Origin of the sequence: Pseudomonas sp. SbOxS1, assembly GCF_013416725.1 — a bacterium.
In the GTDB taxonomy this organism is placed as follows: domain Bacteria; phylum Pseudomonadota; class Gammaproteobacteria; order Pseudomonadales; family Pseudomonadaceae; genus Aquipseudomonas.
The window spans coordinates 98,256-122,437 of record NZ_JAAVXC010000033.1; the positions used below are offsets into that span (position 1 = coordinate 98,256).

27 protein-coding genes, 1 tRNA gene and 1 pseudogene are annotated in these 24,182 nt (G+C 59.2%); 8 read left to right on the forward strand and 21 right to left on the reverse strand.

What is annotated here, in order from left to right:
* Nucleotides 1-23: 23 nt before the first annotated feature.
* Nucleotides 24-1,250 (reverse strand): acyl-CoA dehydrogenase family protein, encoded by a 1,227-nt coding sequence (locus HFK74_RS26000; protein ID WP_180205975.1) that lies wholly within the window; start codon nucleotides 1,248-1,250, stop codon nucleotides 24-26.
* A gap of 448 nt (nucleotides 1,251-1,698) precedes the next feature.
* Here HFK74_RS26000 and HFK74_RS26005 point away from each other — a divergent pair, with 448 nt between their 5' ends.
* Both HFK74_RS26005 and HFK74_RS26010 read left to right on the forward strand, forming a co-directional pair.
* A complete protein-coding gene (locus HFK74_RS26005) occupies nucleotides 1,699-2,436 on the forward strand; it encodes a TetR/AcrR family transcriptional regulator (RefSeq protein ID WP_368738180.1) in 738 nt (245 codons plus the stop codon).
* A 95-nt stretch (nucleotides 2,437-2,531) separates the two neighbouring features.
* Nucleotides 2,532-3,491 (forward strand): zinc-binding alcohol dehydrogenase family protein, encoded by a 960-nt coding sequence (locus tag HFK74_RS26010; RefSeq protein ID WP_180205976.1) that lies wholly within the window; start codon nucleotides 2,532-2,534, stop codon nucleotides 3,489-3,491.
* Nucleotides 3,492-3,652: 161 nt separating this feature from the next.
* On the opposite strand, the gene HFK74_RS26015 is transcribed toward HFK74_RS26010, so the two are convergent.
* The 9 genes from HFK74_RS26015 to thrS all read right to left on the reverse strand — a co-directional run bounded on the left by HFK74_RS26015 (nucleotide 3,653) and on the right by thrS (nucleotide 11,109).
* Nucleotides 3,653-3,729: transfer RNA gene (locus HFK74_RS26015), tRNA-Pro, on the reverse strand.
* An 89-nt stretch (nucleotides 3,730-3,818) separates the two neighbouring features.
* Nucleotides 3,819-4,175 carry a MerR family transcriptional regulator gene (locus HFK74_RS26020; protein ID WP_003179985.1) on the reverse strand — a complete coding sequence of 119 codons (357 nt, stop codon included), beginning with the start codon at nucleotides 4,173-4,175 and terminating at the stop codon, nucleotides 3,819-3,821.
* Nucleotides 4,156-4,458 carry an integration host factor subunit alpha gene (ihfA, locus tag HFK74_RS26025; protein WP_002553164.1) on the reverse strand — a complete coding sequence of 101 codons (303 nt, stop codon included), beginning with the start codon at nucleotides 4,456-4,458 and terminating at the stop codon, nucleotides 4,156-4,158. Before ihfA ends, HFK74_RS26020 begins: the two co-directional genes overlap by 20 nt.
* Nucleotides 4,459-4,461: 3 nt before the next feature.
* Entirely contained in the window at nucleotides 4,462-6,843 is a 2,382-nt protein-coding gene (gene pheT, locus HFK74_RS26030) for a phenylalanine--tRNA ligase subunit beta (RefSeq protein WP_180205977.1), read from the reverse strand.
* Nucleotides 6,844-6,869: 26 nt separating this feature from the next.
* On the reverse strand, nucleotides 6,870-7,886 hold the full coding sequence (gene pheS, locus HFK74_RS26035) for a phenylalanine--tRNA ligase subunit alpha (RefSeq protein WP_180205978.1): 1,017 nt from the start codon (nucleotides 7,884-7,886) through the stop codon (nucleotides 6,870-6,872).
* A 109-nt stretch (nucleotides 7,887-7,995) separates the two neighbouring features.
* The gene (gene rplT, locus HFK74_RS26040; protein WP_007905879.1) at nucleotides 7,996-8,352 is read right to left on the reverse strand and encodes a 50S ribosomal protein L20; all 357 of its coding nucleotides are present in this window, start codon (nucleotides 8,350-8,352) and stop codon (nucleotides 7,996-7,998) included.
* A 28-nt stretch (nucleotides 8,353-8,380) separates the two neighbouring features.
* A complete protein-coding gene (rpmI, locus tag HFK74_RS26045) occupies nucleotides 8,381-8,575 on the reverse strand; it encodes a 50S ribosomal protein L35 (RefSeq protein ID WP_002553160.1) in 195 nt (64 codons plus the stop codon).
* Between the two features lie 60 nt (nucleotides 8,576-8,635).
* The gene (gene infC / locus HFK74_RS26050) at nucleotides 8,636-9,187 is read right to left on the reverse strand and encodes a translation initiation factor IF-3 (RefSeq protein WP_172435703.1); all 552 of its coding nucleotides are present in this window, start codon (nucleotides 9,185-9,187) and stop codon (nucleotides 8,636-8,638) included.
* Nucleotides 9,187-11,109, reverse strand: a complete 1,923-nt coding sequence (gene thrS, locus HFK74_RS26055) for a threonine--tRNA ligase (RefSeq protein WP_046815517.1) — start codon at nucleotides 11,107-11,109, stop codon at nucleotides 9,187-9,189. The genes infC and thrS overlap by 1 nt, the downstream gene beginning before the upstream one ends.
* A gap of 373 nt (nucleotides 11,110-11,482) precedes the next feature.
* Here thrS and HFK74_RS26060 point away from each other — a divergent pair, with 373 nt between their 5' ends.
* Both HFK74_RS26060 and HFK74_RS26065 read left to right on the forward strand, forming a co-directional pair.
* Nucleotides 11,483-11,782, forward strand: coding sequence for a hypothetical protein (locus HFK74_RS26060; RefSeq protein ID WP_180205979.1), 300 nt, complete (start codon nucleotides 11,483-11,485; stop codon nucleotides 11,780-11,782).
* Nucleotides 11,783-12,074: 292 nt separating this feature from the next.
* A complete protein-coding gene (locus HFK74_RS26065) occupies nucleotides 12,075-12,287 on the forward strand; it encodes a cold-shock protein (protein ID WP_003179963.1) in 213 nt (70 codons plus the stop codon).
* A gap of 71 nt (nucleotides 12,288-12,358) precedes the next feature.
* Here the strand turns inward: HFK74_RS26065 and HFK74_RS26070 are convergent, their stop codons facing one another.
* Both HFK74_RS26070 and HFK74_RS26075 read right to left on the reverse strand, forming a co-directional pair.
* Nucleotides 12,359-12,676 (reverse strand): I78 family peptidase inhibitor, encoded by a 318-nt coding sequence (locus HFK74_RS26070; RefSeq protein ID WP_180205980.1) that lies wholly within the window; start codon nucleotides 12,674-12,676, stop codon nucleotides 12,359-12,361.
* A 166-nt stretch (nucleotides 12,677-12,842) separates the two neighbouring features.
* Nucleotides 12,843-13,148, reverse strand: a complete 306-nt coding sequence (locus tag HFK74_RS26075; RefSeq protein ID WP_180205981.1) for a hypothetical protein — start codon at nucleotides 13,146-13,148, stop codon at nucleotides 12,843-12,845.
* Nucleotides 13,149-13,281: 133 nt separating this feature from the next.
* On the opposite strand from HFK74_RS26075, the gene HFK74_RS26080 reads away from it, so the two are divergent.
* Nucleotides 13,282-13,476 carry a hypothetical protein gene (locus tag HFK74_RS26080; RefSeq protein WP_180205982.1) on the forward strand — a complete coding sequence of 65 codons (195 nt, stop codon included), beginning with the start codon at nucleotides 13,282-13,284 and terminating at the stop codon, nucleotides 13,474-13,476.
* A 203-nt stretch (nucleotides 13,477-13,679) separates the two neighbouring features.
* Here the strand turns inward: HFK74_RS26080 and HFK74_RS26085 are convergent, their stop codons facing one another.
* The 8 genes and pseudogenes from HFK74_RS26085 to HFK74_RS26120 form a co-directional block, all read right to left on the reverse strand.
* Entirely contained in the window at nucleotides 13,680-14,639 is a 960-nt protein-coding gene (locus HFK74_RS26085) for a nucleoside hydrolase (RefSeq protein ID WP_180205983.1), read from the reverse strand.
* Nucleotides 14,639-15,043, reverse strand: a complete 405-nt coding sequence (rbsD, locus tag HFK74_RS26090; RefSeq protein WP_180205984.1) for a D-ribose pyranase — start codon at nucleotides 15,041-15,043, stop codon at nucleotides 14,639-14,641. Before rbsD ends, HFK74_RS26085 begins: the two co-directional genes overlap by 1 nt.
* On the reverse strand, nucleotides 15,040-15,957 hold the full coding sequence (gene rbsK, locus HFK74_RS26095; protein WP_180205985.1) for a ribokinase: 918 nt from the start codon (nucleotides 15,955-15,957) through the stop codon (nucleotides 15,040-15,042). Before rbsK ends, rbsD begins: the two co-directional genes overlap by 4 nt.
* Before the next feature lie 58 nt (nucleotides 15,958-16,015).
* Nucleotides 16,016-17,035: a LacI family DNA-binding transcriptional regulator gene (locus HFK74_RS26100; RefSeq protein ID WP_180205986.1), complete on the reverse strand. Its 1,020-nt coding sequence runs from the start codon at nucleotides 17,033-17,035 to the stop codon at nucleotides 16,016-16,018.
* Between the two features lie 3 nt (nucleotides 17,036-17,038).
* Nucleotides 17,039-18,016, reverse strand: a complete 978-nt coding sequence (locus HFK74_RS26105; RefSeq protein ID WP_180205987.1) for an ABC transporter permease — start codon at nucleotides 18,014-18,016, stop codon at nucleotides 17,039-17,041.
* Entirely contained in the window at nucleotides 18,013-19,566 is a 1,554-nt protein-coding gene (locus tag HFK74_RS26110; protein WP_180205988.1) for a sugar ABC transporter ATP-binding protein, read from the reverse strand. Before HFK74_RS26110 ends, HFK74_RS26105 begins: the two co-directional genes overlap by 4 nt.
* Nucleotides 19,567-19,620: 54 nt before the next feature.
* Complete coding sequence (locus HFK74_RS26115) at nucleotides 19,621-20,577, reverse strand: sugar ABC transporter substrate-binding protein (protein WP_180205989.1); 957 nt, start codon at nucleotides 20,575-20,577, stop codon at nucleotides 19,621-19,623.
* Nucleotides 20,578-20,737: 160 nt separating this feature from the next.
* Nucleotides 20,738-21,168 (reverse strand): annotated as a pseudogene (locus HFK74_RS26120) (hypothetical protein).
* A 325-nt stretch (nucleotides 21,169-21,493) separates the two neighbouring features.
* On the opposite strand from HFK74_RS26120, the gene HFK74_RS26125 reads away from it, so the two are divergent.
* From HFK74_RS26125 to HFK74_RS26135, 3 genes are all read left to right on the forward strand, one after another.
* Nucleotides 21,494-22,582: an asparaginase gene (locus tag HFK74_RS26125; protein ID WP_180205990.1), complete on the forward strand. Its 1,089-nt coding sequence runs from the start codon at nucleotides 21,494-21,496 to the stop codon at nucleotides 22,580-22,582.
* 133 nt (nucleotides 22,583-22,715) lie between these two features.
* Nucleotides 22,716-23,006, forward strand: a complete 291-nt coding sequence (locus HFK74_RS26130) for a DUF1654 domain-containing protein (protein ID WP_180205991.1) — start codon at nucleotides 22,716-22,718, stop codon at nucleotides 23,004-23,006.
* Between the two features lie 4 nt (nucleotides 23,007-23,010).
* Nucleotides 23,011-23,700 (forward strand): endonuclease, encoded by a 690-nt coding sequence (locus tag HFK74_RS26135; RefSeq protein ID WP_180205992.1) that lies wholly within the window; start codon nucleotides 23,011-23,013, stop codon nucleotides 23,698-23,700.
* Nucleotides 23,701-23,772: 72 nt separating this feature from the next.
* On the opposite strand, the gene HFK74_RS26140 is transcribed toward HFK74_RS26135, so the two are convergent.
* Nucleotides 23,773-24,138 carry an SPOR domain-containing protein gene (locus HFK74_RS26140; protein WP_180206059.1) on the reverse strand — a complete coding sequence of 122 codons (366 nt, stop codon included), beginning with the start codon at nucleotides 24,136-24,138 and terminating at the stop codon, nucleotides 23,773-23,775.
* Between the last annotated feature and the right edge of the window lie 44 nt (nucleotides 24,139-24,182).

Genomic DNA, 24,182 nt, shown 5'->3' on the forward strand with positions numbered 1-24,182 from the left:
GACAATCCTCTGTTTGATTGCGGTTAAACCAATGGCGTGACGGTGTTCTCGACGCCCAGCAGCGCCTTGCCATACAGCTCGTTGCCCACTGCCGGGAGGGCCACGGCATGGCGAGCCGCCGTATTGGAATCTCGCCACCAGCGCTGCATCGGGCTGGCTTCCGAGAAACTGCCGGCACCGTGCGCGGACAGCAGGATGTTGATCGCGTCGGTGATCAGGGTGTTGTTGAAGCCGACATCAGCCCGGATGCGCGCGCGCGTCACAGCATCCAACTTGATCCCTTGCCGCGAGGCTTCATCTACTTCATCAGCGGCGCGGAACGCTCGCAGGTGCGCGGTATCGATTTTCAGAGCGGCTTCGGCAATCTGGGTCTGGAACACGACTGAGTCAGTCTGCTTTTCGAAGGAGGTGTAAGCGATGGCGCGACGCGGCGCGTTGTCGATAACGTACTTCAATGCGGCGCGCCCCAACCCCAGTTGCGGACCATTGAGGATCAGCGAGGCAAAAGGTACGAACAGGCTGCGATAGGCCGTTTCATCCTTGAATTCGGTAGCGTATTCGCCTTCCAGGGCACTACCCATGTTCAGCAAGCGGTGGTTGGGCACAAACACTTCGTCGGCAACCACGCAATTGCTGCCGGAGGCGCGCATCCCGGCGGTGAACCAGGTGTCTTCGATGGTGTATTCGGACTTCGGCATCAACGCCAGATACTGCGCGATCACCGCGCCATTGGCGTCTCGCTCCTCGGCCCCCACTACCGCCCAATCGGCGTGCAGGCTGCCCGAGGACGAATACCATTTGCCGCTGACAATCAGCCCGCCTTCGACTCGACGTGTCGTCGGCGACGCATTGAAAACACCAGCGACACGAGCATCCGGATTGGCGCCAAACACTTCATTTTGTGCCTGCTCGCAAAACAGGCCGGTGAACCATGCGCAGACGTTGGTCAGCGCGACGACCCACGCGGTGCCGCCACACGCCTCACCCAGGGCCGCCGAGATTTCGAGATGAGCCCGCAACGACTCTTCGTAGCCGCCCAAACGCTTGGGCACCATCAACCGGAACAGGCCGGCTTCACGAATGGCTTCGATATTTTCATCGCAGGTGCGCCGATTCTTCTCATTTTCCATGGCGTTCTTGCGTAGCAGCGGTTGCAGCGCGCGAGCACGCTCGATCAGCTGGGGCAAACCAGGCTGCGGTGCAAATTCGGCGAAAGCGCTGACGCTCTTCAAATTCAGATCTGTGCTCATACCAACCTCGAATTTCATAATGAACATATTTGTCATTTATAAACGCCGGGTGCGCGAAAGCTCCCTGTGCGTTTTAAACGCGTTTACAGGAGACGGTGATGCGACCAGGTATTCAGGTTCCTTTGCAGTCTGAAGCCAAGTGCCAAGCGGGCACGGCCCTGACGGATATCAGCGAAAGAAAGGATTTGCGCGATGCAGTTTGAAAACGCAGGCGTGCCAGTTCGAACGTGCACTCGGTGAGGTTGGATGAGGTCTTGAGGCGGGATGGTTGGGGCTGAACATTTTCGTCTCCTATTTATTTTTATGACGATATTGTCATTCCGACAATTGAGTTGAATGTAGGACAACAATTTGACCGGCGCAAGAGGTTTTTGAACATATTTGTCATTCTGATAATTTCGTCTTAAAGTGTCACTCTGACGCCGTGTCATTTACTCGAGGGCATGCAGTGCAAAACCCCGATCCAGCCACCTCCATCGTCGATCACCGCCCCAAGGTCGCGCTCAAGAAGCGCCAGATCATGCGCGGGAAACTGCTCGACGCCGCCATGCGCGTATTTGCCGTCAGCGGGGCCACCGCCCCCGTGATTGATGATGTGATACACGAGGCGAACGTATCCCGAGGCACGTTCTATAACTACTTCAATTCACTGGATGAAGTGCTCATTGCCATCGGACAGGAGCTCAACAACCAGATGACTACCGACATCCTTCCGGTTTACGACGTCCTGACCCAGCCCCGCCAACGCGTCGCCGTCGCGTTCCGGCTGTTCATGGTTCGCGCGTTGCTGGATCCGCAGTGGGCCGGGTTCGTCACCAGGGTCGATGCCTGGCCACATACCACCCTGGTCGCGGAGTACATGGCCAGGGACCTTCAGAACGGCCACGACAGTGGCGACTTCCGGATTGATCTTATCGATGCCGCTACCGACTTCCTCATGGGCGCCTCGGCCCATGGCATCCAGGCTATCCGTCAAGGCGTGGACTCTCCCAATCGCTACATGAATGCCAGCGTGCGGATGATGCTGTCCAGCCTGGGTTGCAACGCGCAAGCGTGCGATGAAGGGGTGGCGTTTTCCGTGACGTATCTCAGGTCATGGGCCAACGGAGAGCTGACGGCTACCCGCCCTGCCTGGGCAATGGATATGGATTCGGACGGCGCTCGGCAGCTTTTGGCTTACGACTGATCGCACAACGTCCGTTTCTTGATTGGGGCAGCGCGCCTGAAGATGTCCTGTCCCGATCGTATGCACCTCCTTCAAACACCAATTGGGACCCTTTCATGAAAGCCGCGGTAGTTCACGACTTTAATGCACCACCCCGCTTCGGCGATTTCATTACGCCTGTCGCAGAACCAGGCGAAACCATTATTCAAGTCCGAGCAGCAGCGCTCAGCCAATTGGTCAAGGCGCAAGCCTCGGGTCGTCATTACAGTAGTGGCAAGACATTGCCTCTGGTTCCTGGTGTGGATGGCGTCGGCCTGCTGCCCGATGGCCGTCGTGTGTACTTCGCCTTCCCGCGAAAGCTGTTTGGCTCCATGGCGCAGACAAGTGTTGTACAGCGGGAGAACTGTGTAGACATCCCTGATGACGTGGACGATGTAACGGCAGCAGCGATTGCGAACCCCGGCATGTCGTCCTGGGCAGCGCTGCTGGATCGGGCGAAATTCGTTCCCGGCGAGACCGTACTGATCAATGGCGCCACCGGCGTTTCCGGGCGCCTGGCTATTCAGATCGCAAAACATCTGGGGGCAGCCAAGGTGATTGCCACCGGCCGTAATAAGCAGACCATCCTGGGGTTAGAGGCTTTGGGTGCCGACATCACGATTCCTCTCGACTTGCCTGCCGACGCGTTGAAGGACGCGTTCCGCGAAGCATTTCACCAGCATCAGGCAAGCGTGGTCCTCGATTACCTATGGGGACCCTCTGCCGAATGTTTGCTGCACTGCGCTACTGGCAACGCGGGGCACTTGGGCGAACCGCAGATACGATTCGTGCAGATAGGTTCTTTGACGGGCAACAACATCAGCTTGCCCGGATCACTGTTGCGCAGTTCCGGACTGGAACTGATGGGCAGCGGTTTGGGAAGCGTTTCTCATGCGGGCCTGGTTCGCGCCGTGGGTGGGGTATTGCGTGCTGTCGGCAGCGCAGGCCTGTCGATTGCGACTGAAGCGGTGCCTTTGGATGCCGTGCAAAGCACCTGGCAGCGTGAAGGTGCATCCCGACTGGTGTTCACTTTGTAATGGTCGGGAATCCAAGGAGGGATCAAACAGACAGCAACTGTTCCAGAATACTCTCCAACCGCAGCAGCACCCAAAGTGGGGAGAAAATCAGCTCCGCGAAAAAACGATGAGCCATAAAAAAATCCAGTCACCGCTAAGTGACTGGATTTTTTAAGAATAAATGGTCGGGACGGAGTGATTCGAACACTCGACCCCTAGCACCCCATGCTAGTGCGCTACCGGACTGCGCTACGCCCCGACTAGGCGTGTTACTCGTTCCTCATCTCGAGGGACGCTCAAGAATATATCGCAAGCTTTTGAAAACTGGAAGTATTTAAATGCAGGAATTTATTTCTTGAGGACAACCAGCACATCTTCGAGCTCGGCAATCATCTGCCGGATCATCTGTTTGTACTGGGTGGTGTCGTCTTTGGCTTCATCGCCGGACAGGCGCAGGCGTGCGCCGCCGATGGTGAACCCCTGATCGTACAGCAGCGCGCGGATCTGCCGGATCATCAGCACGTCCTGGCGCTGATAATACCGGCGGTTTCCGCGGCGTTTGACGGGGTTGAGTTGAGGAAACTCCTGCTCCCAGTAGCGCAGCACGTGTGGTTTTACCGCACACAGCTCGCTGACTTCACCAATGGTGAAGTAGCGTTTGCCTGGTATGACGGGAAGCTCGTCGTTATGACTTGGTTCCAGCATAAGCCTCAACTCGGGCCTTCAACTTCTGCCCTGGACGAAAGGTGACCACACGGCGAGCCGTGATCGGGATTTCTTCCCCCGTTTTCGGGTTGCGGCCAGGCCGCTGGCGTTTGTCCCGGAGGTCGAAATTGCCGAAACCGGACAATTTGACCTGCTCGTTGTCTTCAAGAGCGTGCCTGATTTCCTCGAAAAACAGTTCGACCAATTCCTTGGCTTCCCGCTTGTTCAGGCCCAGCTCTTCATACAGACGTTCCGCCATCTCAGCTTTCGTCAAAGCCCCCATACGTCACTTCCTTAACGTGGCGTCCAACCTTTGTTCGAGCGAGGTGAGGATGTTTTGCGTCGTGGAATTCACCTCATCGTCATTAAGAGTGCGCGATGGATGCTGCCAGGTCAAGCCAACTGCAAGGCTTTTTCTATCAGGATCAATGCCTTTACCCTGATACACGTCAAATAGCCTGAGGTCTGTCAGCCATTCGCCTGCATTTTCACGGATTACGTCCAGTACTGCCGCGGCGGCGACGTCTTTGTGCGCAATCAGTGCAAGATCACGACGCACTTCAGGAAAGCGCGACAACTCGTGGAATTTAGGCATTTTGCCCGAGGCCACTTCCGCCAGGACCAGCTCGAAAACGAAGACTGGACGATCCAGGCCCAGGGTTTTCGAAAGTTCAGGGTGGATGGCGCCGACGAAACCGACCAGGCGACCTTCACGCTCGATGCGCGCGGTTTGACCCGGGTGCAACGCTGGGTGTTTGCCCGGCACGAAACTGAAGGCATCCAGCGCACCGGCAAAGCCCAGCACCGCTTCCACGTCAGCCTTGACGTCGAAGAAGTCGACCGTATCGCGACCCTGCGCCCAGCCTTCCGGCAGACGGCTGCCACAGACGACACCGGCCAGCATCGGCTCTTGCTTGAGGCCTTCGAGCTGGCCGACGAAACGCAGGCCGCTTTCGAACAGACGAACGCGATCCTGCTGACGGTTCAGGTTGTGCGAAAGCGCCTTGACCAGGCCTGGCCACAGGGACGAGCGCATGGCAGCCATGTCGTTCGAGATCGGGTTGGCCAGCAGCAACGGCTCGACACCTGGATTGAACAGCTCGAACTGTTTCGGATCGATGAAGCTGTAGGTGATCGCTTCCTGGTAACCACGGGCTACCAGCAGTCGACGCAATTCAGGCAGCTCGCTACGGGCTTCACCCTTGGCTTGCGGCGCCAGGCGCGCTTGCGGGTAACGAACCGGCAGGCGGTTGTAGCCGTACAGGCGAGCCAGTTCTTCGATCAGGTCGACTTCCAGGCTGATATCGAAGCGGTGGCTTGGCACTTCCACGCGCCACTGCCCTGCCCCATCGGCAGTCACGGTCAGGCCCAAGGCGTTGAGCAGGCGCTCGACTTCGGCCGAATCCATTTCCATGCCCAGCATCTGGGTGATGCGCTGGGCACGCAGGGTGACCGGGGCAATCTTCGGCAGGTGCTGTTCGCTGACGGTCTCGATGATCGGGCCGGCTTCGCCACCGGTGATTTCCAGCAACAGGCCTGTGGCGCGCTCCATGGCTTCACGGGCCAGTTGCCAGTCCACACCGCGCTCGTAGCGGTGCGATGCGTCGGTGTGCAGGCCATAGGAACGGGCCTTGCCAGCGACAGCGATCTGATCGAAGAACGCGCTTTCCAGGAATATATCGCGAGTGGTCGCGGTGTTGACGCCGCTGTGCTCGCCGCCCATGACGCCGGCAATTGCCAGGGCACGGGTGTGGTCGGCGATCACCAGCGTATCGCTACGCAGGCTGACTTCCTGACCGTCGAGCAAGACCAGCTTCTCGCCTTCTTCGGCCATGCGCACGCGGATGCCGCCATTGATTTCGGCGAGATCGAAGGCGTGCAGCGGTTGACCCAGCTCCAGCATCACGTAGTTGGTAATGTCGACGGCAGCATCGATGCTGCGCACGTCGGCGCGACGCAGGCGCTCGACCATCCACAGCGGCGTAGGCCTGGACAGGTCGACGTTACGGATCACACGACCCAGGTAACGTGGGCAGGCGGCAGGGGCCAGCACTTCAACCGAACGCACTTCATCGTGCACGGCTGGAACGGCAGCAACCACTGGACGAGTAACCGGTGCGGCATACAGCGCGCCGACTTCACGGGCCAGGCCGGCCAGGGACAGGCAGTCACCACGGTTCGGCGTCAGGTCGACTTCGATGCTGGCGTCGTCCAGTTTCAAGTATTCACGAATGTCCTGGCCTACCGGCGCATCAGCCGGCAATTCCATCAGGCCATCGTTGCCTTCGCCCACTTGCAGCTCGGCTTGCGAGCACAGCATGCCGTTGGACTCGACGCCACGCAGCTTGGCTTTCTTGATCTTGAAATCGCCCGGCAACTCGGCGCCGAGGGTGGCGAACGGGATCTTCAGGCCAGGGCGCACGTTTGGCGCGCCGCAAACCACCTGGAAGGTCTCCGAGCCATTGCTGACCTGGCAAACGCGCAGCTTGTCCGCGTCCGGGTGCTGTTCGGTGCTCAGCACCTCGCCGACGATCACGCCGGTGAATTCGCCGGCGGCCGGCGTCACGCTATCGACCTCAAGACCGGCCATCGACAGACGGGCAACCAGCTCGTCGCGACTTACCTGCGGGCTTACCCAGCCACGCAGCCATTGTTCACTGAATTTCATCCTGCTCTCCTAAGAATTCGTTACGACTAGCGAAATTGCGCGAGGAACCGCAAGTCGTTGTCGAAGAACAGACGCAAGTCGTTCACGCCGTAACGCAGCATGGCCAGACGCTCGACGCCCATGCCGAAGGCGAAGCCCGAAAACTCTTCCGGGTCGATCCCGGACATGCGCAGCACGTTCGGGTGAACCATGCCGCAGCCCATCACTTCCAGCCAGCCGGTCTGCTTGCAGACGCGGCAGCCTTTACCGCTGCACATCACGCATTCCATGTCGACTTCGGCCGACGGCTCGGTGAACGGGAAGTAGGAAGGACGGAAACGCACGGCCAGTTCTTTCTCGAAGAACACCCGCAGGAATTCTTCGATGGTGCCCTTGAGGTCGGCGAAATTGATGTCGCGATCGACCAGCAGGCCTTCGACCTGGTGGAACATCGGCGAGTGGGTGATATCAGAGTCGCTACGGTACACACGGCCTGGGCAGACGATGCGGATCGGCGGCTGTTTCGACTCCATGGTGCGGACCTGTACCGGCGAGGTATGGGTGCGCAGCAACATGTTGGCGTTGAAATAGAAGGTGTCATGCATCGACCGGGCCGGGTGATGGCCTGGGATGTTGAGCGCTTCGAAGTTGTGGTAGTCGTCTTCGACCTCAGGGCCTTCGGCAATGCCGTAGCCGATGTGGGTGAAGAACTGTTCGATACGTTCCAGAGTGCGCGTAACCGGATGCAGACCACCCGAGGTCTGGCCACGGCCAGGCAGGGTCACGTCAATGGACTCGGCAGACAGTTTGGCGGCCATTTCGGCCTCTTCAAACAGTGCCTTGCGGGCATTGAGGACCTCTGTGACACGCTCCTTGGCAACGTTGATCAGGGCGCCGACTTGCGGACGCTCTTCTGCCGGCAAATTCCCCAGGGTCTTCATCACCTGAGTCAACTCGCCCTTCTTGCCAAGGTAGTGAACCCGGATTTGCTCCAGGGCATTGATATCTTCAGCGCTTTGCACAGCCTCTAGTGCTTGAGAGACGAGCGCATCCAGGTTTTCCATGTACAGACTCCAGATACAAAATAGGGGAAGAGCTTGAAGGCTCTTCCCCTATTTATGACGTTTAACACCTGGCCCCACAGAGGTGAGGCCGGGTGACTGTCGGGGGTACTTAAGCCAAGGTGGCTTTAGCTTTCTCGACAATCGCAGCAAACGCCGCTTTTTCGTTCACTGCCAGATCAGCCAGAACCTTACGGTCGATCTCGATGGACGCTTTTTTCAGGCCGGCGATGAAACGGCTGTAGGACAGACCGTTGATACGAGCACCAGCGTTGATACGAGCGATCCACAGAGCGCGGAACTGACGTTTTTTCTGACGACGGTCACGGTAGGCGTATTGGCCTGCCTTGATTACCGCTTGCTTGGCAACACGGAATACGCGGGAGCGTGCGCCGTAGTAGCCTTTAGCAAGTTTCAGAATTTTTTTGTGACGCTTACGGGCAATGACGCCACGCTTTACACGAGCCATGAGTTACTTCCTCTATTCTTGACTAAAATTAACGAAGGCGCAGCATGCGCTCGACTTTTGCCACGTCAGACGGATGCAGCAAGCTGCTACCGCGCAGTTGACGCTTACGCTTGGTCGACATTTTGGTCAGGATGTGGCTCTTGAAAGCGTGCTTGTGCTTGATACCGTTAGCAGTTTTCAGAAACCGCTTAGCAGCACCACTTTTGGTCTTCATTTTTGGCATGTTCGGATACTCCGCATTCAGTTGATAAACATAATCAGAAGGCCTGCCGTGCCCTGTTGATTACTTCTTCTTTTTCGGGGCGATGACCATGATCAGCTGGCGTCCTTCCATCTTAGGATGCTGTTCGACCGAACCGTACTCGAGCAAGTCACCTTCAACTCGCTTGAGGAGTTCCATCCCCAGCTCCTGGTGGGCCATCTCACGGCCGCGGAATCGCAAGGATACCTTGGCCCTGTCCCCGTCACTCAGGAAACGTACCAGGTTGCGCAGTTTTACCTGGTAATCCCCTTCCTCCGTCCCTGGACGAAACTTGATTTCTTTAACCTGGATCTGCTTCTGGTTTTTCTTGGCCGCAGCAATCTGCTTCTTCTTTTCGAAGATCGATTTGCCGTAGTCCATCAGTTTGCAAACAGGTGGTACTGCATCGGCGGAAATCTCCACCAGATCCAGCTTGGCCTCTTCAGCCTTAAGAAGCGCGTCTTCAATTGACACAATCCCGAGCTGTTCACCTTCAGCCCCAATTAACCGAACCTCGCGTGCCGAGATATTCTCGTTGATCGGGGCTTTCGGTGCAGTTCGTTTATCTTGTCTCATTTCACGCTTAATAATAATTACTCCGAATCTTGGCGACCACGCCGGGAAACCGCTTGCGCGAGGAACTCAGCGAACTGGGCGACGGGCATCGAGCCCAGGTCAGCACCTTCACGAGTACGCACAGCGACAGTCTGCATCTCGACTTCCCGATCTCCGATAACCAAGAGATAGGGAACCTTGAGCAAGGTATGCTCGCGGATTTTAAAGCCGATCTTTTCATTTCTCAAGTCAGACTTGGCACGAAACCCGCTTTCGTTGAGAGTTTTTTCCACTTCGGCGGCAAAATCTGCCTGTTTATCAGTGATATTCATGATCACTGCCTGGGTCGGAGCCAGCCACGCAGGGAATGCACCCTCGTAGTGCTCGATCAGGATTCCGACGAAACGTTCGAAGGAGCCCAGGATCGCCCGGTGCAACATCACCGGATGCTTGCGGCTGTTGTCTTCGGAGACAAATTCGGCACCCAGACGCACAGGCAGGTTAAAATCGAGCTGCAGGGTACCACACTGCCAGACACGGCCAAGGCAATCTTTCAGCGAGAATTCGATCTTCGGACCGTAGAACGCCCCCTCCCCCGGCTGCAGATCGTACGGCAGGCCAGCACTATCAAGGGCTGCAGCCAATGCCGCTTCGGCGCGATCCCAAAGCTCATCGGAACCGACGCGTTTTTCCGGACGAGTGGACAGCTTCATCTCGACGTCTTTGAAGCCGAAATCGGCGTAGACGTCCATGGTCAGCTTGATGAACGCGGCGGATTCAGCCTGCATCTGCTCTTCGGTGCAGAAGATGTGGGCGTCGTCCTGGGTGAACGCACGCACGCGCATGATGCCGTGCAGTGCACCCGATGGCTCGTTACGGTGGCAGGCACCGAACTCGGCCAGGCGCATCGGCAACTCGCGGTAGCTCTTCAGCCCCTGGTTGAACACCTGCACGTGGCAAGGGCAGTTCATCGGCTTGATGGCGTAGTCGCGGTTTTCCGACTGGGTGGTGAACATGTTGTCGGCGTAATTGGCCCAGTGCCCGGATTTCTCCCACAGGCTGCGGTCAACGACCTGGGGGGTCTTGATTTCCAGATAACCGTTGTCGCGCTGCACCTTGCGCATGTATTGCTCGAGCACCTGGTACAGGGTCCAGCCGTTCGGGTGCCAGAACACCATGCCCGGCGACTCTTCCTGGGTGTGGAACAGGCCCAGGCGCTTGCCGATCTTGCGGTGATCGCGTTTTTCGGCTTCTTCGATGCGCTGGATGTAGGCCGCCAGCTGCTTCTTGTCCGCCCATGCGGTGCCGTAGACGCGCTGCAGCTGCTCGTTCTTGGCATCGCCACGCCAGTAGGCGCCGGACAACTTGGTCAGCTTGAAGGATTTCAGGAAACGCGTGTTCGGCACGTGCGGACCGCGGCACATGTCGACATATTCTTCGTGATAGTACAGGCCCATGGCCTGCTCGTTCGGCATGTCCTCGACCAGGCGCAACTTGTAGTCTTCGCCGCGAGCCTTGAACACTTCGATCACTTCGGCGCGCGGAGTGACTTTCTTGATCACGTCGTAATCTTTTTCGATCAGCTGCTGCATGCGCTGTTCGATGGCGGCCAGGTCGTCCGGGGTGAAAGGACGCTCGAAGGCGATGTCGTAGTAGAAGCCTTCGTCAATGACCGGGCCGATGACCATCTTGGCCGTCGGGTACAGCTGCTTGACCGCATGACCGACCAGGTGGGCGCAAGAGTGGCGAATGATCTCCAGCCCCTCTTCATCCTTTGGCGTGATGATTTGCAGCGTGGCGTCGCTGCTGATGGTGTCGCTGGCGTCGACCAGCTTGCCATCGACCTTGCCCGCTACGGTGGCCTTGGCCAGGCCGGCACCAATGGATGCGGCGACCTCGGCTACGGAAACCGGGTGATCGAATGAACGTTGACTGCCGTCGGGAAGAGTAATAGTTGGCATGGCGCCTCCTCTCCTAGTGGTGACCCCTACCAAAGGTCACGTGGGTTGGGATGAGCCAGTACAAGATCCGATCCAGGCCATTCAATGACGAACGCCTGCCTTACAGCGGCAGGAGCCTTGCGGCCAACCGGAAAATCGAACCAGAGTGACTGGGATTCAAATCAGGGTTATTCGGGCATCTGCCGCGGCCGGGACTGAAGGTCGACCGGCGCCTGCGAACGCCCGAGCCAGGCATGCTAGCACAGATGAACGGTCGTGGCGGCGTCGAGGCCTTGCGCCGAGGCGATTCTGGCGTTTTTGTGCCAGAGTGCTGAACTTGAACCGCGTTTTACCCCTCAGATAACAAGACATTTCCCATAAGGAGCATCCCGGCATGCGTCTGAATCGTTTATTCGCTGTAGTCGCACCCATCGTCCTGCTGCTTCCGCTGGCCGCCCACGCCGATTGGCCGAAGGGTGAACGCGAGAAGTACATGGCACAGTGCACCCAGGCCGCCGCACAACAGATCGGCGCCGCAGCGGCAAAATCCCACTGCGCCTGCGGAGCCGAAGCGATCAAATCTTACCCGGCCAAGGATTTGCAGGCGCTGATGAACAACCAGGCCAGTGATGCGCTGAAACAAGAGGCCTTGGGCAAGATAGCCAAGTGCAAGGCTGCTCCGGCGAAAAAGTAAGCCCAAAAACGTGCTGTAAAAGCGTTTTCAACCGGTGAAAACCCTCCGGAAAACGCTTTTTCCTACAAATCGTGCAGGTTTTACAGGTTTTTTTCTCACCTTTACTTTGGACTGAAAGCCTTTAAATACGGGGCTTTCAGCCCAATCAGCGAACAAAGAATGTGCGACTGTAGGGCAAACAACCGCTGTGGGGGGCTCCCAAAGCGAACATTTCGACTATGATACTCGGGTGTGCCCAGTTGGCCTGAGCAGCACAGTACTACTGAAAATATATGTTTCTTGGAGATACACCATGTCTAATCGCCAAACCGGCACCGTTAAATGGTTCAACGATGAAAAAGGCTTCGGCTTCATCACTCCTCAAGGTGGCGGTGACGACCTGTTCGTACACTTCAAAGCTATCGAAAGCGACGGTTTCAAAAGCCTGAAAGAAGGCCAGACTGTTTCCTTCGTGGCTGAGAAAGGCCAAAAGGGTATGCAAGCTGCTCAAGTTCGCCCAGAGTAATATCCAGGCGCACTAAAAAAACCCCGTCCATGTGACGGGGTTTTTTGTGGGCGCTACAAAAGCCTGGTCGGTTAGCCGCAGTTGACGCGGGTGACGACCCGACTGGCATCGGTGTTGAGGTTCAGGCGGTCCGAGCGGTACTCCAGCGTCACCATGTCGTTTGGCTGCAGGAATCGTGCGTTTTGCGCGCCAGCACGGGTGCGTGCCTGCTCCAGCAACTGGGGCGAAGCCTGCTTGCCAATGGCAAATTCGGCCGCTTTGGCCTCGCAACGGCTATGACCTGACTCAGTGGTAGTGGCCGGGTCAGTCGGCTCGGTGGTTCCCGTGCTGCAACCGGCCAGCATGGCAGCAGCCAGCACAGTACCCAATGACGCGAGCTTCCAAGGCATGACGCCTCCTTATTCGATGATTTAGCTGAATTCTTGCGACCGCCATTCTGGCGTTTGGTTTCACGGGGAACCCAGGCACCCCGTCCTTCACAACGGACAAACGGTAAGTTTGCCTGAGCTGCGCCCTACCCTTCATCTTTCAATCGTGACTGAATATGAACGGCATTCAGTAGACGTCGATGTAGTCAAAGGCCGGTTTTGGCCAGTTCTGCTTCAACGCATTGAAGATCTGCATGACCCAGACTTCGTCACTGGCCGCCACCCGCCCAACATAACCGGAACCCTTCGCCCAGGTTTCGAGGCGAAACAGCAAGCCGTCGATATCGGTGCCTCCCACGACCCCCGATGAAATATAGGCGATGCCGCCCTTGGTCACGCGCAATTGCGTGTGTTCATCGTCGCTGGCTGCAGCCAACAGCTGGCGCACCGCATCAAGGGTCAGGGCGCCTTGAGTGTTCAAATCGATCTGCACAGCACGATCCTGCAATAGCCATCAAAGACCAAGTGTCGCACAGCCCCGGGTTCATGCCTAAGTCGCAGTGCCAAAAGCGTCGTAAAGTGATTAACTCGACACTCACCATTCTCCCTGACTCCCGAGCCCTGTCATGACCAGCGTTAGCATCGAAGCCGACATCAAGATCACGTGGCCTGATGGCCATAAGTCCTACAGCCCCGGCAGCCCGGAAGAGCTGGCCATCATCGGCGTTGACCTGCTGGTCAAGGACCTGGGCACCCAAGCGGCACGTTCTTTCATCGACCAGCTCTTCGAAAAACACTCGCGTGCCGGGCATTCGCAGTGAGCGACTCTATGACTGGGCGTAGCCTTTGGACGTGAAAGCAGCCTGACTTCGCGGATGTACTCGTTTCCCTGTGGGAGCGAGCCTGCTCGCGATGAACGTCCAGACAACGCGCACATCCAGATAGGGCGCGTTATCGTTGTCGTCCATCGCGAGCAGGCTCGCTCCTACAGGGGAATGCATTCAAAGGCCCTTGGGGGCGAGCGCTATTGCAGACGCGCCAGGCGCTCGGTCAACAGATCGAAGAAGCCCTGAGCGTCACCACTTTCAACCCAGAAGGCATTCTTCGGCGCCTTGAGACTGTCATACCAGTCGACGATGGTCTGGCCAAAGGTCGGACCTTCGCGGCTGTCGACCACCACATTGACCGAACGACCGCTGAACAGCGTCGGCTTGAGCAGGTAGGCGATGACCGTGGCGTCATGCACCGGGCCACCGGCAATGCCGTAGCGCTCCATGTCACCGCCGATGCACTCTTGCAGGATATCGCCCACCAGTTTGCTGGCCTTGTTGTTCAACGCCGCTATCTGCTCGAGGCGCGCGTCACTGGTGAGGATCTTGTGGGTCACGTCCAGCGGCAGGTAGACCAGGTCCACGCCACTCTTGAGCACCACCTCGGCCCCGTGCGGATCGGCGAACAGGTTGAATTCGGCCACCGGGGTGATATTACCGCCGTTGAAGTGCGCGCCGCCCATGATCACCACCTGCTTGATGCCCCGAACGATTTGCGGCTCGCGCATCAGCGCCAGGGCAAGGTTGGTCTGCGGCCCCAGCATGGCGATGGTCACGCTATGGGGCGTGGCAGCCAGCAACGTGTCGATCAGGAAGTCGATCGCACTGCCCTCAGCCAGGCCTTGCCTGGGCTCATACACCGTGACACCCGGCAAACCTTCCTCGCCGTGGACGTGCTCGGCATAGATGGGCGTGCGCACCAGCGGTTTCGATGCCCCGGCGTACACTGGCACCTCTTCGCGGCCGGCCCACTCAAGGGCCAGCCGCGCATTGCGCGAGGTTTTGTCCAAGCGCACGTTGCCGGCGACGGTGGTCAATGCGCGCACGTTCAATTCCTGCGGCGACGCCAGGGCAAACAGCAAGGCAATCACATCATCTGCACCCGGATCGGTGTCAATGATCAAGTCGATCGGTTGTGCCGACTGGGCACCCATCAGAACGTTACCCCAGCCACCAGCACGATATTGCAGTAAGGCTGGCATTCGCCGGTGCGCACGATTGCCCTGGCTTCTCGACTGAGCACCTTGAACTGCTCATGGCTGAGCAGTTCGCGCCGCCCCAAAGCACCCTCGGCCTCCAGCGCGTCAAGGGTCGCCAGTGCCGGTGGCCGCTTCTCCAGGATCTCCTGCGCCAGCACATGGCTTTCGACCTGCATTTCGCTGAGCACCACTTTCAGGGTGCTGACGAAATCCGGAATGCCCTGGGTCAAGGCCAGGTCGATCAGTTCGACACCTGGCGGCACCGGCAGGCCCGCGTCGCCGATCACCACCATGTCGCCATGGCCCAGGGAGGCAATCAGCCGCGACAGCGCGACATTGAGCAAAGGGGTCTTTTTCATGGTGTTTTAAACGCCTGTACATCGGCCAGGGTGGGAATCGAGGGTTGCGCGCCAGCCCGGGTGACCGACAACGCCGCAGCGACCTGGCCGAATCGTATCGCCTGCGCTTCATTCATCCCGGCCACCAAGGCTGCGGCGAAACCGCCAACGAAGGTATCGCCGGCCGCCGTGGTGTCGAGCGCCTTCACGCTCGGCGCCGGGAAATGTTCGAAGCCCTTGCCATCGGCAAACAATGATCCCTGGGCGCCGAGGGTGATGATGACCTTGCCGGCCCCCATCTCGATCAGTCGAGTGGCGGCGATCTGCGCCGTCTGCAGAGAGTCCACCGGCAAGCCGCTGAGCGTTGCCGCTTCACTCTCGTTGGGGATCAGGTAGTCGATGGACGCAAACCAGTCCTGTGGCAACGGTCGACTGGCCGGCGCGGGGTTGAGGATCACGGTCTTGCCCAGCTCACGTCCGCGCTTGAGCGCATGGCCAACCGTGGCGTCCGGCACTTCCAGCTGACAGATGATCACATCCGCCTCCTGCAGCACGGCATCGAAACAGCCGAGCACCGCCGGCGTCAGTGCACCGTTGGCCCCGGCGACGATCACGATGGCGTTCTGGCTGTTGTCGTCGACCACGATCAACGCCACGCCACTGCTACCCTCCACGGCACTGACCGCCCGACAATCGATGCCCTCGTCCAGCAACGCCTGGCGCAACACCTGGCCGTAGGCATCGCTGCCCACGCAGCCCACCATCAACACCTGCGCACCGAGGCGCGCGGCCGCCACGGCCTGGTTCGCGCCTTTGCCACCACAGACCGTCGTGAACGACTGGCCGATCAGTGTTTCTCCACCACGGGGCAGGCGCGGTGCCCGGGTCACCAGGTCCATGTTCAAGCTGCCGACTACCACTACTTTTGCTGACATACGTTACTACTCATCAAGACGGTTTCTGCGCTGCTTGTGATTCAGCGCTGCTTTTTGCTTAACGAAATTGGTCAAACACCCCGGCCAACGGCGCGGTCGATTCGCGCATGACGATGCTGGGGGTGACGATCCGCTGCTCGGTCGCCACGTCCGGCCTGGCAATCCGCCGCAGCAGCACCCCGGCCGCCATTTCGCCCAGTTGCAGGATCGACTGGCCGACGGTGGTCAATGCCGGATAGACATAGCGGCTCATCTGTATGTCGTCGAAACCGATGACCGACAGGTCCGTCGGCACGCGGATATTGCGTTCGGCGGCGGCACGCAGCACGCCGATGCCGATCATGTCGTTGGCGGCGAAAATCGCGCTGGGCGGATTTTTTTCCAGCAGCATCGCGGCGGCGCTGTAGCCGCCAGTGCTGGTGAAATCGCTTTCCAGCATGCGCCCGTGCGCCACACGGATGCCCGCCTCTTCAAGGGCCCGGCGAAACCCGGCCAGGCGCATCTGTGCCACGCTGGTAGTCGCCGGGCCGCTGATGGTGGCGATGTCCCGATGCCCCAACTCCAGCAGATGCCGGGTCGCGAGGTAAGCGCCGTACTCATGATCGATGCGCACCAGGTCGGCATCGACACCTTCGAGCCCGCGGTCGACGATCACCATCGGCGTGCGCACGCCCGCCAGGCCCTCGGCCAGCCCGCTGTCACCCCCGGCCGAGGCGACGATCAGCCCGTCGATGCGTTTCTCCAGCAGTACCCGCAGGTAGCTGCGCTGCTTGTCCGGGTTGTCGTCGGAATTGCACAGGATCACGCAGTAGCCATTGCGCTCACAGTAATCCTCGATGCCCCGCGCCAGTTCGGCGAAGTACGGGTTGAGACTGTTGGGCACCAGCAGGCCGATGGTCGCCGTGGTCTTGGCCTTGAGGGACCGGGCCACGGCGCTGGGCACGTAGTCGAGGGTCTTGATCGCCGCCTCGACCTTGACCCGCACCTCTTCACTGACCGGCCGGGTCTTGTTCACCACATGGGACACCGTGGTGTAGGAGATCCCCGCCAGTGCTGCTACATCCTTGATCGTTGCCATGACTCAGGTCCGCCGGCTTGCGCGCTGACTGCGATAAGTATCCAGCACCACCGCCACCACGATCACCGCGCCAGTGATGATGCGCTTGGTCGGCTCGGTGGCGCCGATCTGCGCCAGACCGGCCGCCAACACCGAAATGATCAGCACGCCGAAGAAGGTGCTGATGACCGAGCCGCGCCCGCCCATCAGGCTGGTGCCGCCAATCACCACGGCAGCGATCACTTGCAGTTCCAGGCCGGAGCCGGCATTGGGGTCCGCCGCTTCCAGGCGAGAAATCTGGAACAACGCGGCAATACCGGCCAGCAACCCCATCAGGCTGAACACCAGGATCTTGTAGGGCTTGGGGTTGATTCCCGCCAGGCGCACCGCTTCCTCGTTGGTGCCGATGCCGATCAGGTAGCGACCGAACACGGTACGGGTCAACACCGCCTGGGCGATGAAAATGATCAGCAAAGCGATGATGAACGATGGCGAAATCCCGAAGGCGATCGGATTCGACAACCAGGCAAAGGCATCGCCGATGTAGGCCGTGCGCGAACCGGTCATCTGGTACGCCACGCCGCGGGCCATTTCCAGCACGCCCAGGGACACGATGAACGAAGGAATGCGCCAGGCCACGGTGATCGAACCGGTGACGGTCCCCGCCAGCGCGGCAGCCGCCATGCCGAGCAATGCCGCGGGCAGCACGCTCCAGCCCCAGCCGAGAATCGCCACGCTGACGGTCGACGCGGCCAGCGCCAGCACCGACCCCACCGACAGATCGATGCCGCCGATGATCAGCACGAAGGTCATCCCGACCGCCAGGACCATCAGGTCCGGAATCTGGTTGGCCAGGGTGCTGAAGGTGTTGTAGGAGAGGAAGTGACTGCTCAAGACCGAGAACAGCACGATCATGGCCAGCAACGCACCGGCCAACCCCAGATACGTGCCCAGCCCGTAGAAATTGCCGCTGCGTTGGCCGGCTGAAGATGCGGTTTTCATTGAAGATCCCTAGGCGCCGCTGCTTTGAGCTGCGCATCACGTTTTTGGTAGCCGGCGAACGCGGCGGCAAGCAAATCATCCTGGGTCCAGCTGTCGCGCTCGAAGGTGTCGATCAGGCGCCCTGCCGAGAGCACGCCGATGCGGTCGCAGATCAACATCAATTCGCGCAGGTCGCTGGACACCACCACCAACGCCTTGCCCTGGCGCGTCAGCTGGCCGAGCAGCGCGTAAATGTCGAACTTGGCGCCGACATCGATGCCGCGCGTAGGCTCGTCGAACAGCAGCACCGAGCAATCACGCTCCAGCCAGCGACCGATGACCACCTTCTGCTGATTGCCACCGGACAACTCGGACACCAACTGCGCCGGCCCGGAACTGCGGATGCGCATGGCATCGATCTGCCGCTGGGCCAGTTTCGCCTCATCGCCAGGGTTGACCAGGCCACCACTGGAAATATCGGGCATGTTACCCAGCGCAATGTTCGCGCTGATCGATTGCGTCAGCAGCAGGCCCTCGCCCTTGCGGTCCTCGGTGATCAGGGCGATGCCATGCCCGACCGCGTCCACGGGAGAACGGATACTCACCACCTTCGCCGGTGAACCCAGCGCCACCGTACCGCTGTCCGCGGTGTCGGCACCGAAGATCAAGCGCAGCAACTCGGTACGCCCTGCCCCGATCAAACCGGAAATGCCGAAGATCTCGCCAGCACGCACCTCGAAGGACACATCACGCACCTTGTCGGCGCGGCTCAGCCCCTTGACCGTCAATGCCGCTGCGCCAATGTCGCGCGGCCCCATGTCGATGTGTTCGCCCAGTTCGCGCCCGACCATCAGCGTGACCAGTTGCTCGCTGTTGTAGTTGGCCATGGGCTCGACACACACCAGGTTGCCGTCCCGCAGGACCGCAATGCGCTGGGCCACCCGTGCCAGCTCTTCGAGGCGGTGGGAGATATAGATGATCGATACGCCACGGGCCTGCAGGCGCGTGATCTGCTCGAACAGCATTTCGACTTCGCGGGCGGTGAGCATCGCGGTCGGCTCATCGAGGATCAGCACGTGGCAATCGCCGATCAGGTTGCGCGCGATCTCGACCATCTGCTGATGGCCGATGCCCAGCTCGCCCACCAGCGTGTCCGGATCGATCGCGTCGAGCCCGACCTGGGCCATGGCCTCGATCGCCGCCTTGCGCAGTTGCTTGCGCTTGATCCAGCCGCCGCTGCTGGGCAGCTTATGCAGGAACAGGTTTTCCGCCACCGACAGGGTCGGCAACAGATTGAGCTCCTGCATCACCATGCGGATCCCCAGGTCTTCGGCCTGGGTGCGACTGCCCGGGCGGTAATCCTGCCCCTGAAACTGCATCTGGCCGGTGGTCGGCGTAACCAACCCACCGATAATTTTCGACAGTGTGCTTTTACCAGCGCCGTTCTCGCCGGTCAGTGCCAGCACCTCGCCGCGCATGAGCGTGAGGTTGATGCCGGCCAGGACCGGCTGCGCGTAAGTCTTGCCAATGCCGCTGACCGAGAGGACAGCGTGCGGGGCGCTAACAGACATAAATCTCTCCATGCGCTCGCCGGGACGGGCGAGCGTCATTGTGTCGCCGGAAAATTACTGTGTAACCAGCTCTACCGGAGTTTCGATCACGCCGTTGGTGCCGCTGTCGACTTTCTCGCCCTTGATGATCTTCAGCGCGGTCTCGATGCCGAATACCGCCTGCTTGGCGGCAAACTGATCGGCGGTGGCCAGGACGCGGCCATCCTTGAGCATCGGCTTGATGGCGTTGATGTTGTCGTAACCGACCACCTGGACCTGACCGGCCTTGCCCGCGGCACGTACGGCAGACACCACGCCCACCGCCATGCTGTCGTTGCCGGCCAGCAGGGCCTTGATGTTTGGGTATTCGCTGAGCATCGAGGAGGCCACCTGATTGCCCTTGTTGATTTCCCAGTCTCCCGATTGCACGGACACGACCTTGATCTGCGCCGCCTCCATCGCATCCTTGAAACCTGCGGTGCGGGCCTGGGCGTTGGTGGTGGTGGACACGCCTTCGATGATGCCGACTTCATCACCGGCCTTGAGCTGCTTGGCCAGGTACTCACCCACCAGGCGCGCGCCCTTGCGGTTATCCGGGCCTACGAACGGTACGTTGATGTTCTTGCTCTTGACCACGGCCGGGTCGAGCTGATTGTCGATGTTGATCACGGTGATGCCGGCGTCGACGGCTTTTTTGATCACCGGCACCATGGCCTTGGAATCAGCGGGCGCGATCACCAGCGCATCGACCCTGGAAACGATCATTTGCTCGACGATGCGGATCTGGTTGGCCGTATCGGTTTCGTCCTTGATGCCGTTGGAGATGAGCTCGAACTCGCCGGAGTGGTCTTTCTGGTAGGCCTTGGCGCCGTCTTCCATGGTCAGGAAGAATTCGTTGGCCAGGGACTTCATCACCAGCGCGACCTTAGGTTTTTCAGGCGTCTGGGCGAGCGCCGAAGAAACAGGCAGCGCGGAGGTCGCGCCAGCCAGTATTGCGACAGCAAGAAGACGTCCAGCGAATGGCAGCTTCATGGGTTCACTCCGATCTTATGATTATTGTGAGCAACGTCGCGGCGGCATCCAGAGGTGTCGCAAACGTTTGCGAACCCTGACTATGCGAATCTTGCCGGATTTTGTCAACGACCGTCATACCCCGTTCGCAGGTTGCGCGCGCACGCATTAGAAGGCCAGGTCACGCCGAGGTGCTGACAATACTGCCGGAACCGGTCAACTCTTTCGCCAGGCTGGCGGCCACCTGCATCAATGCCGATGACGTATCGGCAATCTGTGACTGGAGCGCCATCACGGCCATGGCCTTGGCCTCCTCAGACTGATAGGACGCGGCTTGCGCAGCCGCCAGTTGTTGCTGTTGCTCACGCAGTTGCTCTTGCAGTTCCTGCATGCGTTTGAGCAGCAATTGCACCGCAACGCTTTGCTGGCTACCCGCGCCTTCGGCGCTTTCACCCGCCTGCGCGCCCGCCCCATTCGGACAGACTTTTCACCCTGCTCCGGCGCACCGGGCTGTTGCGCCGATACCGCGTCGCTCAAGGTGTCGACGGCAACCGCAGATTTCCCGCCGATATTAACAACCGCTGAATGCGCCAAACCGACCGTCAACGACATGTGAACTCCCTGTAGATGATTCTTCACTGAAGCATCGACCTGCCAGCAGGTTTCTTTAATGCCGATATTTAAATGGGATTCGTAATCCTTTCGGAAAGCCGAATGAAAAATTCACGGAGAGTCGGAAAGCCGGACAAAACAAGATGATCACCGATCAACAGAGCGTTTAAATAACTAAACAATTCAATAGGTTAAGTGTTTTTTATGATTCTGGTTGTAACTGGTACGAGTCCTGCTCTTTCTCCAGCACCCCAAAGGTTCAGATCCGTTTGGGGCGCATCTAGATGAACTTGCATCGGCACCGTCACCACTAGAGAGAAAAATAATGACATCTGCTTTGAAAAACCTTATCCCGGGCACCTTGGCCCTCCTGCTGCTCCTGCCCGCCGCCCTTCAGGCAAAAGAAGTCGAAACCCAACAGAAACTGGCGAATGTCGTGGTCCTGGCGACCGGCGGCACCATCGCCGGTGCAGGCGCCAGCGCCGCCAACAGCGCCACCTATCAAGCGGCAAAAGTCGGCATCGAACAATTGATCGCCGCGGTGCCGCAACTCAGCCAACTGGCCAATGTCCGCGGCGAACAGGTCATGCAGATCGCCTCCGAAAGCATCACCAACGACAACCTGCTGCAACTGGGCCGTCGCGTCGCCGAACTGGCGGACAGCAAGGACGTCGATGGCATCGTGATCACCCACGGCACCGACACCCTGGAAGAAACCGCCTATTTCCTCAACCTGGTGGAAAAAACCGACAAGCCGATCATTGTCGTGGGCTCCATGCGCCCAGGCACGGCCATGTCGGCCGACGGCATGTTGAACCTGTACAACGCTGTCGCCGTTGCCAGCAGCAAAGACGCGCGCGGCAAAGGTGTGCTGGTGACCATGAATGATGAAATCCAGTCAGGTCGCGACGTCAGCAAAATGATCAACATCAAGACCGAAGCGTTTAAAAGCGCCTGGGGCCCCCTCGGGATGGTGGTCGAAGGCAAATCCTACTGGTTCCGCCAGCCAGTCAAGCGCCACACCACGGACTCGGAATTCGACATCAAGACCATCCAGAGCCTGCCTGACGTCGAAATCGCCTACTCCTACGGCAACGTCGGCGACACCGCCTACAAGGCACTGGCCCAGTCGGGCGCCAAGGCCATCATCCATGCCGGTACCGGCAATGGCTCGGTCTCTTCCCGGGTCGTTCCCGCCTTGCAAACCCTGCGCAAGGACGGGGTGCAGATCATCCGCTCTTCCCATGTCAACGCCGGTGGTTTTGTCCTGCGTAACGCCGAACAGCCTGACGACAAATACGACTGGGTGGTGGCGCATGACCTGAACCCGCAGAAAGCCCGGATCCTGGCGATGGTCGCACTGACCAAGACCAACGACAGCAAAGAGCTGCAACGGATGTTCTGGGAATATTGATTCGCCCCTCGCCCGACCGACTCCGGTCGGGCACCCCTCGCCGCTCCCGCCTTACAAAAAACTCACTTCGCCCTACACCAATCTGCAAAAACCACTGTCAGACGATTCTCTTGAATTTTAAGCAGTTGCGAAAATGCCTACAGTTAAATACTGTATGCACGTACAGCTTAATAAGGATAATCCTGTGGACACTACTTCCGCCTCACCAGACACCTACCTGCGCATGGGCCTGCGCGTACAGAAAATCATCAACAGCCCGACCGCGCAAAAAGCCAGGGCGGCCCTGATCTTCCGCCTGCCGGACGAGCCCGTGGATGAATGGGAACGCCTGCTCGAAGAAATCGACGAGAACGACAACGTCACCCTCGCCTATCGCGACGACGGTGGCGTGCAGATTTTCTGGGTAGTGCCGAAGGAAGACTGAGTCGATGAGTGTCCGTTGTTTTGCCTTGCTGTTCCTGTTGTTTGCCATGGGCGCCCAAGCTGATGCGCCGCGCACGTTCAGTGAAGCCAAGAAAGTCGCCTGGAAGCTGTATGCACCGCAATCCACCGAGTTTTACTGCGGCTGCAAATACACCGGAAACAAGGTGAATCTCGCGGCGTGTGGTTATGTGCCGCGCAAAAACGCCAAGCGCGCCGAACGCATCGAGTGGGAACACATTGTTCCGGCCTGGCAAATCGGGCATCAGCGCCAGTGCTGGCAGGAGGGCGGGCGAAAAAACTGTACGCGATACGACCCGACCTACCAGAAGGCCGAAGCCGACCTGCACAACCTGGTGCCCAGCATTGGCGAAGTCAATGGTGACCGCAGCAATTTCAGTTTCGGCTGGCTGCCGGTGCAATCGGGCCAATACGGCTCGTGCTTGACCCAGGTCGACTTCAAGGCGAAAAAAGTCATGCCCCGCCCTTCCATCCGCGGCATGATCGCCCGGACCTATTTCTACATGAGCAAGCAATATGGCTTGCGCCTGTCGAAACAGGACCAGCAGCTATACCAGGCTTGGGACAAGACCTACCCGGTGCAAGCCTGGGAACGCCAACGCAACCAGAGCGTGGCGTGTGTCATGGGGCGTGGCAACGAGTTCGTCGGTCCGGTCGACATGAAAGCCTGCGGTTGATCGCCCGCTGAAAAAAGAAGGCCTGGGGCTGCACACCCCAAGCCTTCTTTTTTCAGCCACACACTTATGCCTTTACTGAACCGTCGGGCGCTCCAGCACCAGCACTTCAATGTTCTGCTTCTTCGCCTTGATCAGTGCGGCATTCACCTGCGCCTGCTTGGCATCGGCTTCTTGTTTGGAGCTGTATGGCCCCATCAGGATCCGGGTCTTGCCATTTTCCCTGATCACGTTGGACATGAAGCTGTGCTCGATCAGCCAGCCGCTGAGATCGCTGACGGCCTGGGGCGTTTCACCCCGCACTTCGAGATCCCACTGTGGTCCCGTGACCTGTGTCGACGTCGCCGCCGCTGCAGGCTGCGGCTTGGATGCCTCCTCGCGCTTGCCTTCACCGCATCCCGCCAGCGCCAATACCGCGATTGCCAAGACCATTTTGCGCACAGCGTTTCCCTCTGAATGCTTAAAGCGGGGGATTTTAGCATTCA

Excerpts from the sequence above, each read along its gene's own strand:
- HFK74_RS26000 (WP_180205975.1), bottom strand. The coding sequence starts at position 1,250 with ATGAGCACAGATCTGAATTTGAAGAGCGTCAGCGCTTTCGCCGAATTT.
- HFK74_RS26010 (WP_180205976.1), top strand. The coding sequence starts at position 2,532 with ATGAAAGCCGCGGTAGTTCACGACTTTAATGCACCACCCCGCTTCGGC.
- HFK74_RS26020 (WP_003179985.1), bottom strand. The coding sequence starts at position 4,175 with ATGCTGGAACCAAGTCATAACGACGAGCTTCCCGTCATACCAGGCAAA.
- ihfA (WP_002553164.1), bottom strand. The coding sequence starts at position 4,458 with ATGGGGGCTTTGACGAAAGCTGAGATGGCGGAACGTCTGTATGAAGAG.
- pheT (WP_180205977.1), bottom strand. The coding sequence starts at position 6,843 with ATGAAATTCAGTGAACAATGGCTGCGTGGCTGGGTAAGCCCGCAGGTA.
- pheS (WP_180205978.1), bottom strand. The coding sequence starts at position 7,886 with ATGGAAAACCTGGATGCGCTCGTCTCTCAAGCACTAGAGGCTGTGCAA.
- rplT (WP_007905879.1), bottom strand. The coding sequence starts at position 8,352 with ATGGCTCGTGTAAAGCGTGGCGTCATTGCCCGTAAGCGTCACAAAAAA.
- rpmI (WP_002553160.1), bottom strand. The coding sequence starts at position 8,575 with ATGCCAAAAATGAAGACCAAAAGTGGTGCTGCTAAGCGGTTTCTGAAA.
- thrS (WP_046815517.1), bottom strand. The coding sequence starts at position 11,109 with ATGCCAACTATTACTCTTCCCGACGGCAGTCAACGTTCATTCGATCAC.
- HFK74_RS26060 (WP_180205979.1), top strand. The coding sequence starts at position 11,483 with ATGCGTCTGAATCGTTTATTCGCTGTAGTCGCACCCATCGTCCTGCTG.
- HFK74_RS26065 (WP_003179963.1), top strand. The coding sequence starts at position 12,075 with ATGTCTAATCGCCAAACCGGCACCGTTAAATGGTTCAACGATGAAAAA.
- HFK74_RS26070 (WP_180205980.1), bottom strand. The coding sequence starts at position 12,676 with ATGCCTTGGAAGCTCGCGTCATTGGGTACTGTGCTGGCTGCTGCCATG.
- HFK74_RS26080 (WP_180205982.1), top strand. The coding sequence starts at position 13,282 with ATGACCAGCGTTAGCATCGAAGCCGACATCAAGATCACGTGGCCTGAT.
- HFK74_RS26085 (WP_180205983.1), bottom strand. The coding sequence starts at position 14,639 with ATGGGTGCCCAGTCGGCACAACCGATCGACTTGATCATTGACACCGAT.
- rbsD (WP_180205984.1), bottom strand. The coding sequence starts at position 15,043 with ATGAAAAAGACCCCTTTGCTCAATGTCGCGCTGTCGCGGCTGATTGCC.
- rbsK (WP_180205985.1), bottom strand. The coding sequence starts at position 15,957 with ATGTCAGCAAAAGTAGTGGTAGTCGGCAGCTTGAACATGGACCTGGTG.
- HFK74_RS26100 (WP_180205986.1), bottom strand. The coding sequence starts at position 17,035 with ATGGCAACGATCAAGGATGTAGCAGCACTGGCGGGGATCTCCTACACC.
- HFK74_RS26105 (WP_180205987.1), bottom strand. The coding sequence starts at position 18,016 with ATGAAAACCGCATCTTCAGCCGGCCAACGCAGCGGCAATTTCTACGGG.
- HFK74_RS26110 (WP_180205988.1), bottom strand. The coding sequence starts at position 19,566 with ATGTCTGTTAGCGCCCCGCACGCTGTCCTCTCGGTCAGCGGCATTGGC.
- HFK74_RS26115 (WP_180205989.1), bottom strand. The coding sequence starts at position 20,577 with ATGAAGCTGCCATTCGCTGGACGTCTTCTTGCTGTCGCAATACTGGCT.
- HFK74_RS26125 (WP_180205990.1), top strand. The coding sequence starts at position 21,494 with ATGACATCTGCTTTGAAAAACCTTATCCCGGGCACCTTGGCCCTCCTG.
- HFK74_RS26130 (WP_180205991.1), top strand. The coding sequence starts at position 22,716 with ATGCCTACAGTTAAATACTGTATGCACGTACAGCTTAATAAGGATAAT.
- HFK74_RS26135 (WP_180205992.1), top strand. The coding sequence starts at position 23,011 with ATGAGTGTCCGTTGTTTTGCCTTGCTGTTCCTGTTGTTTGCCATGGGC.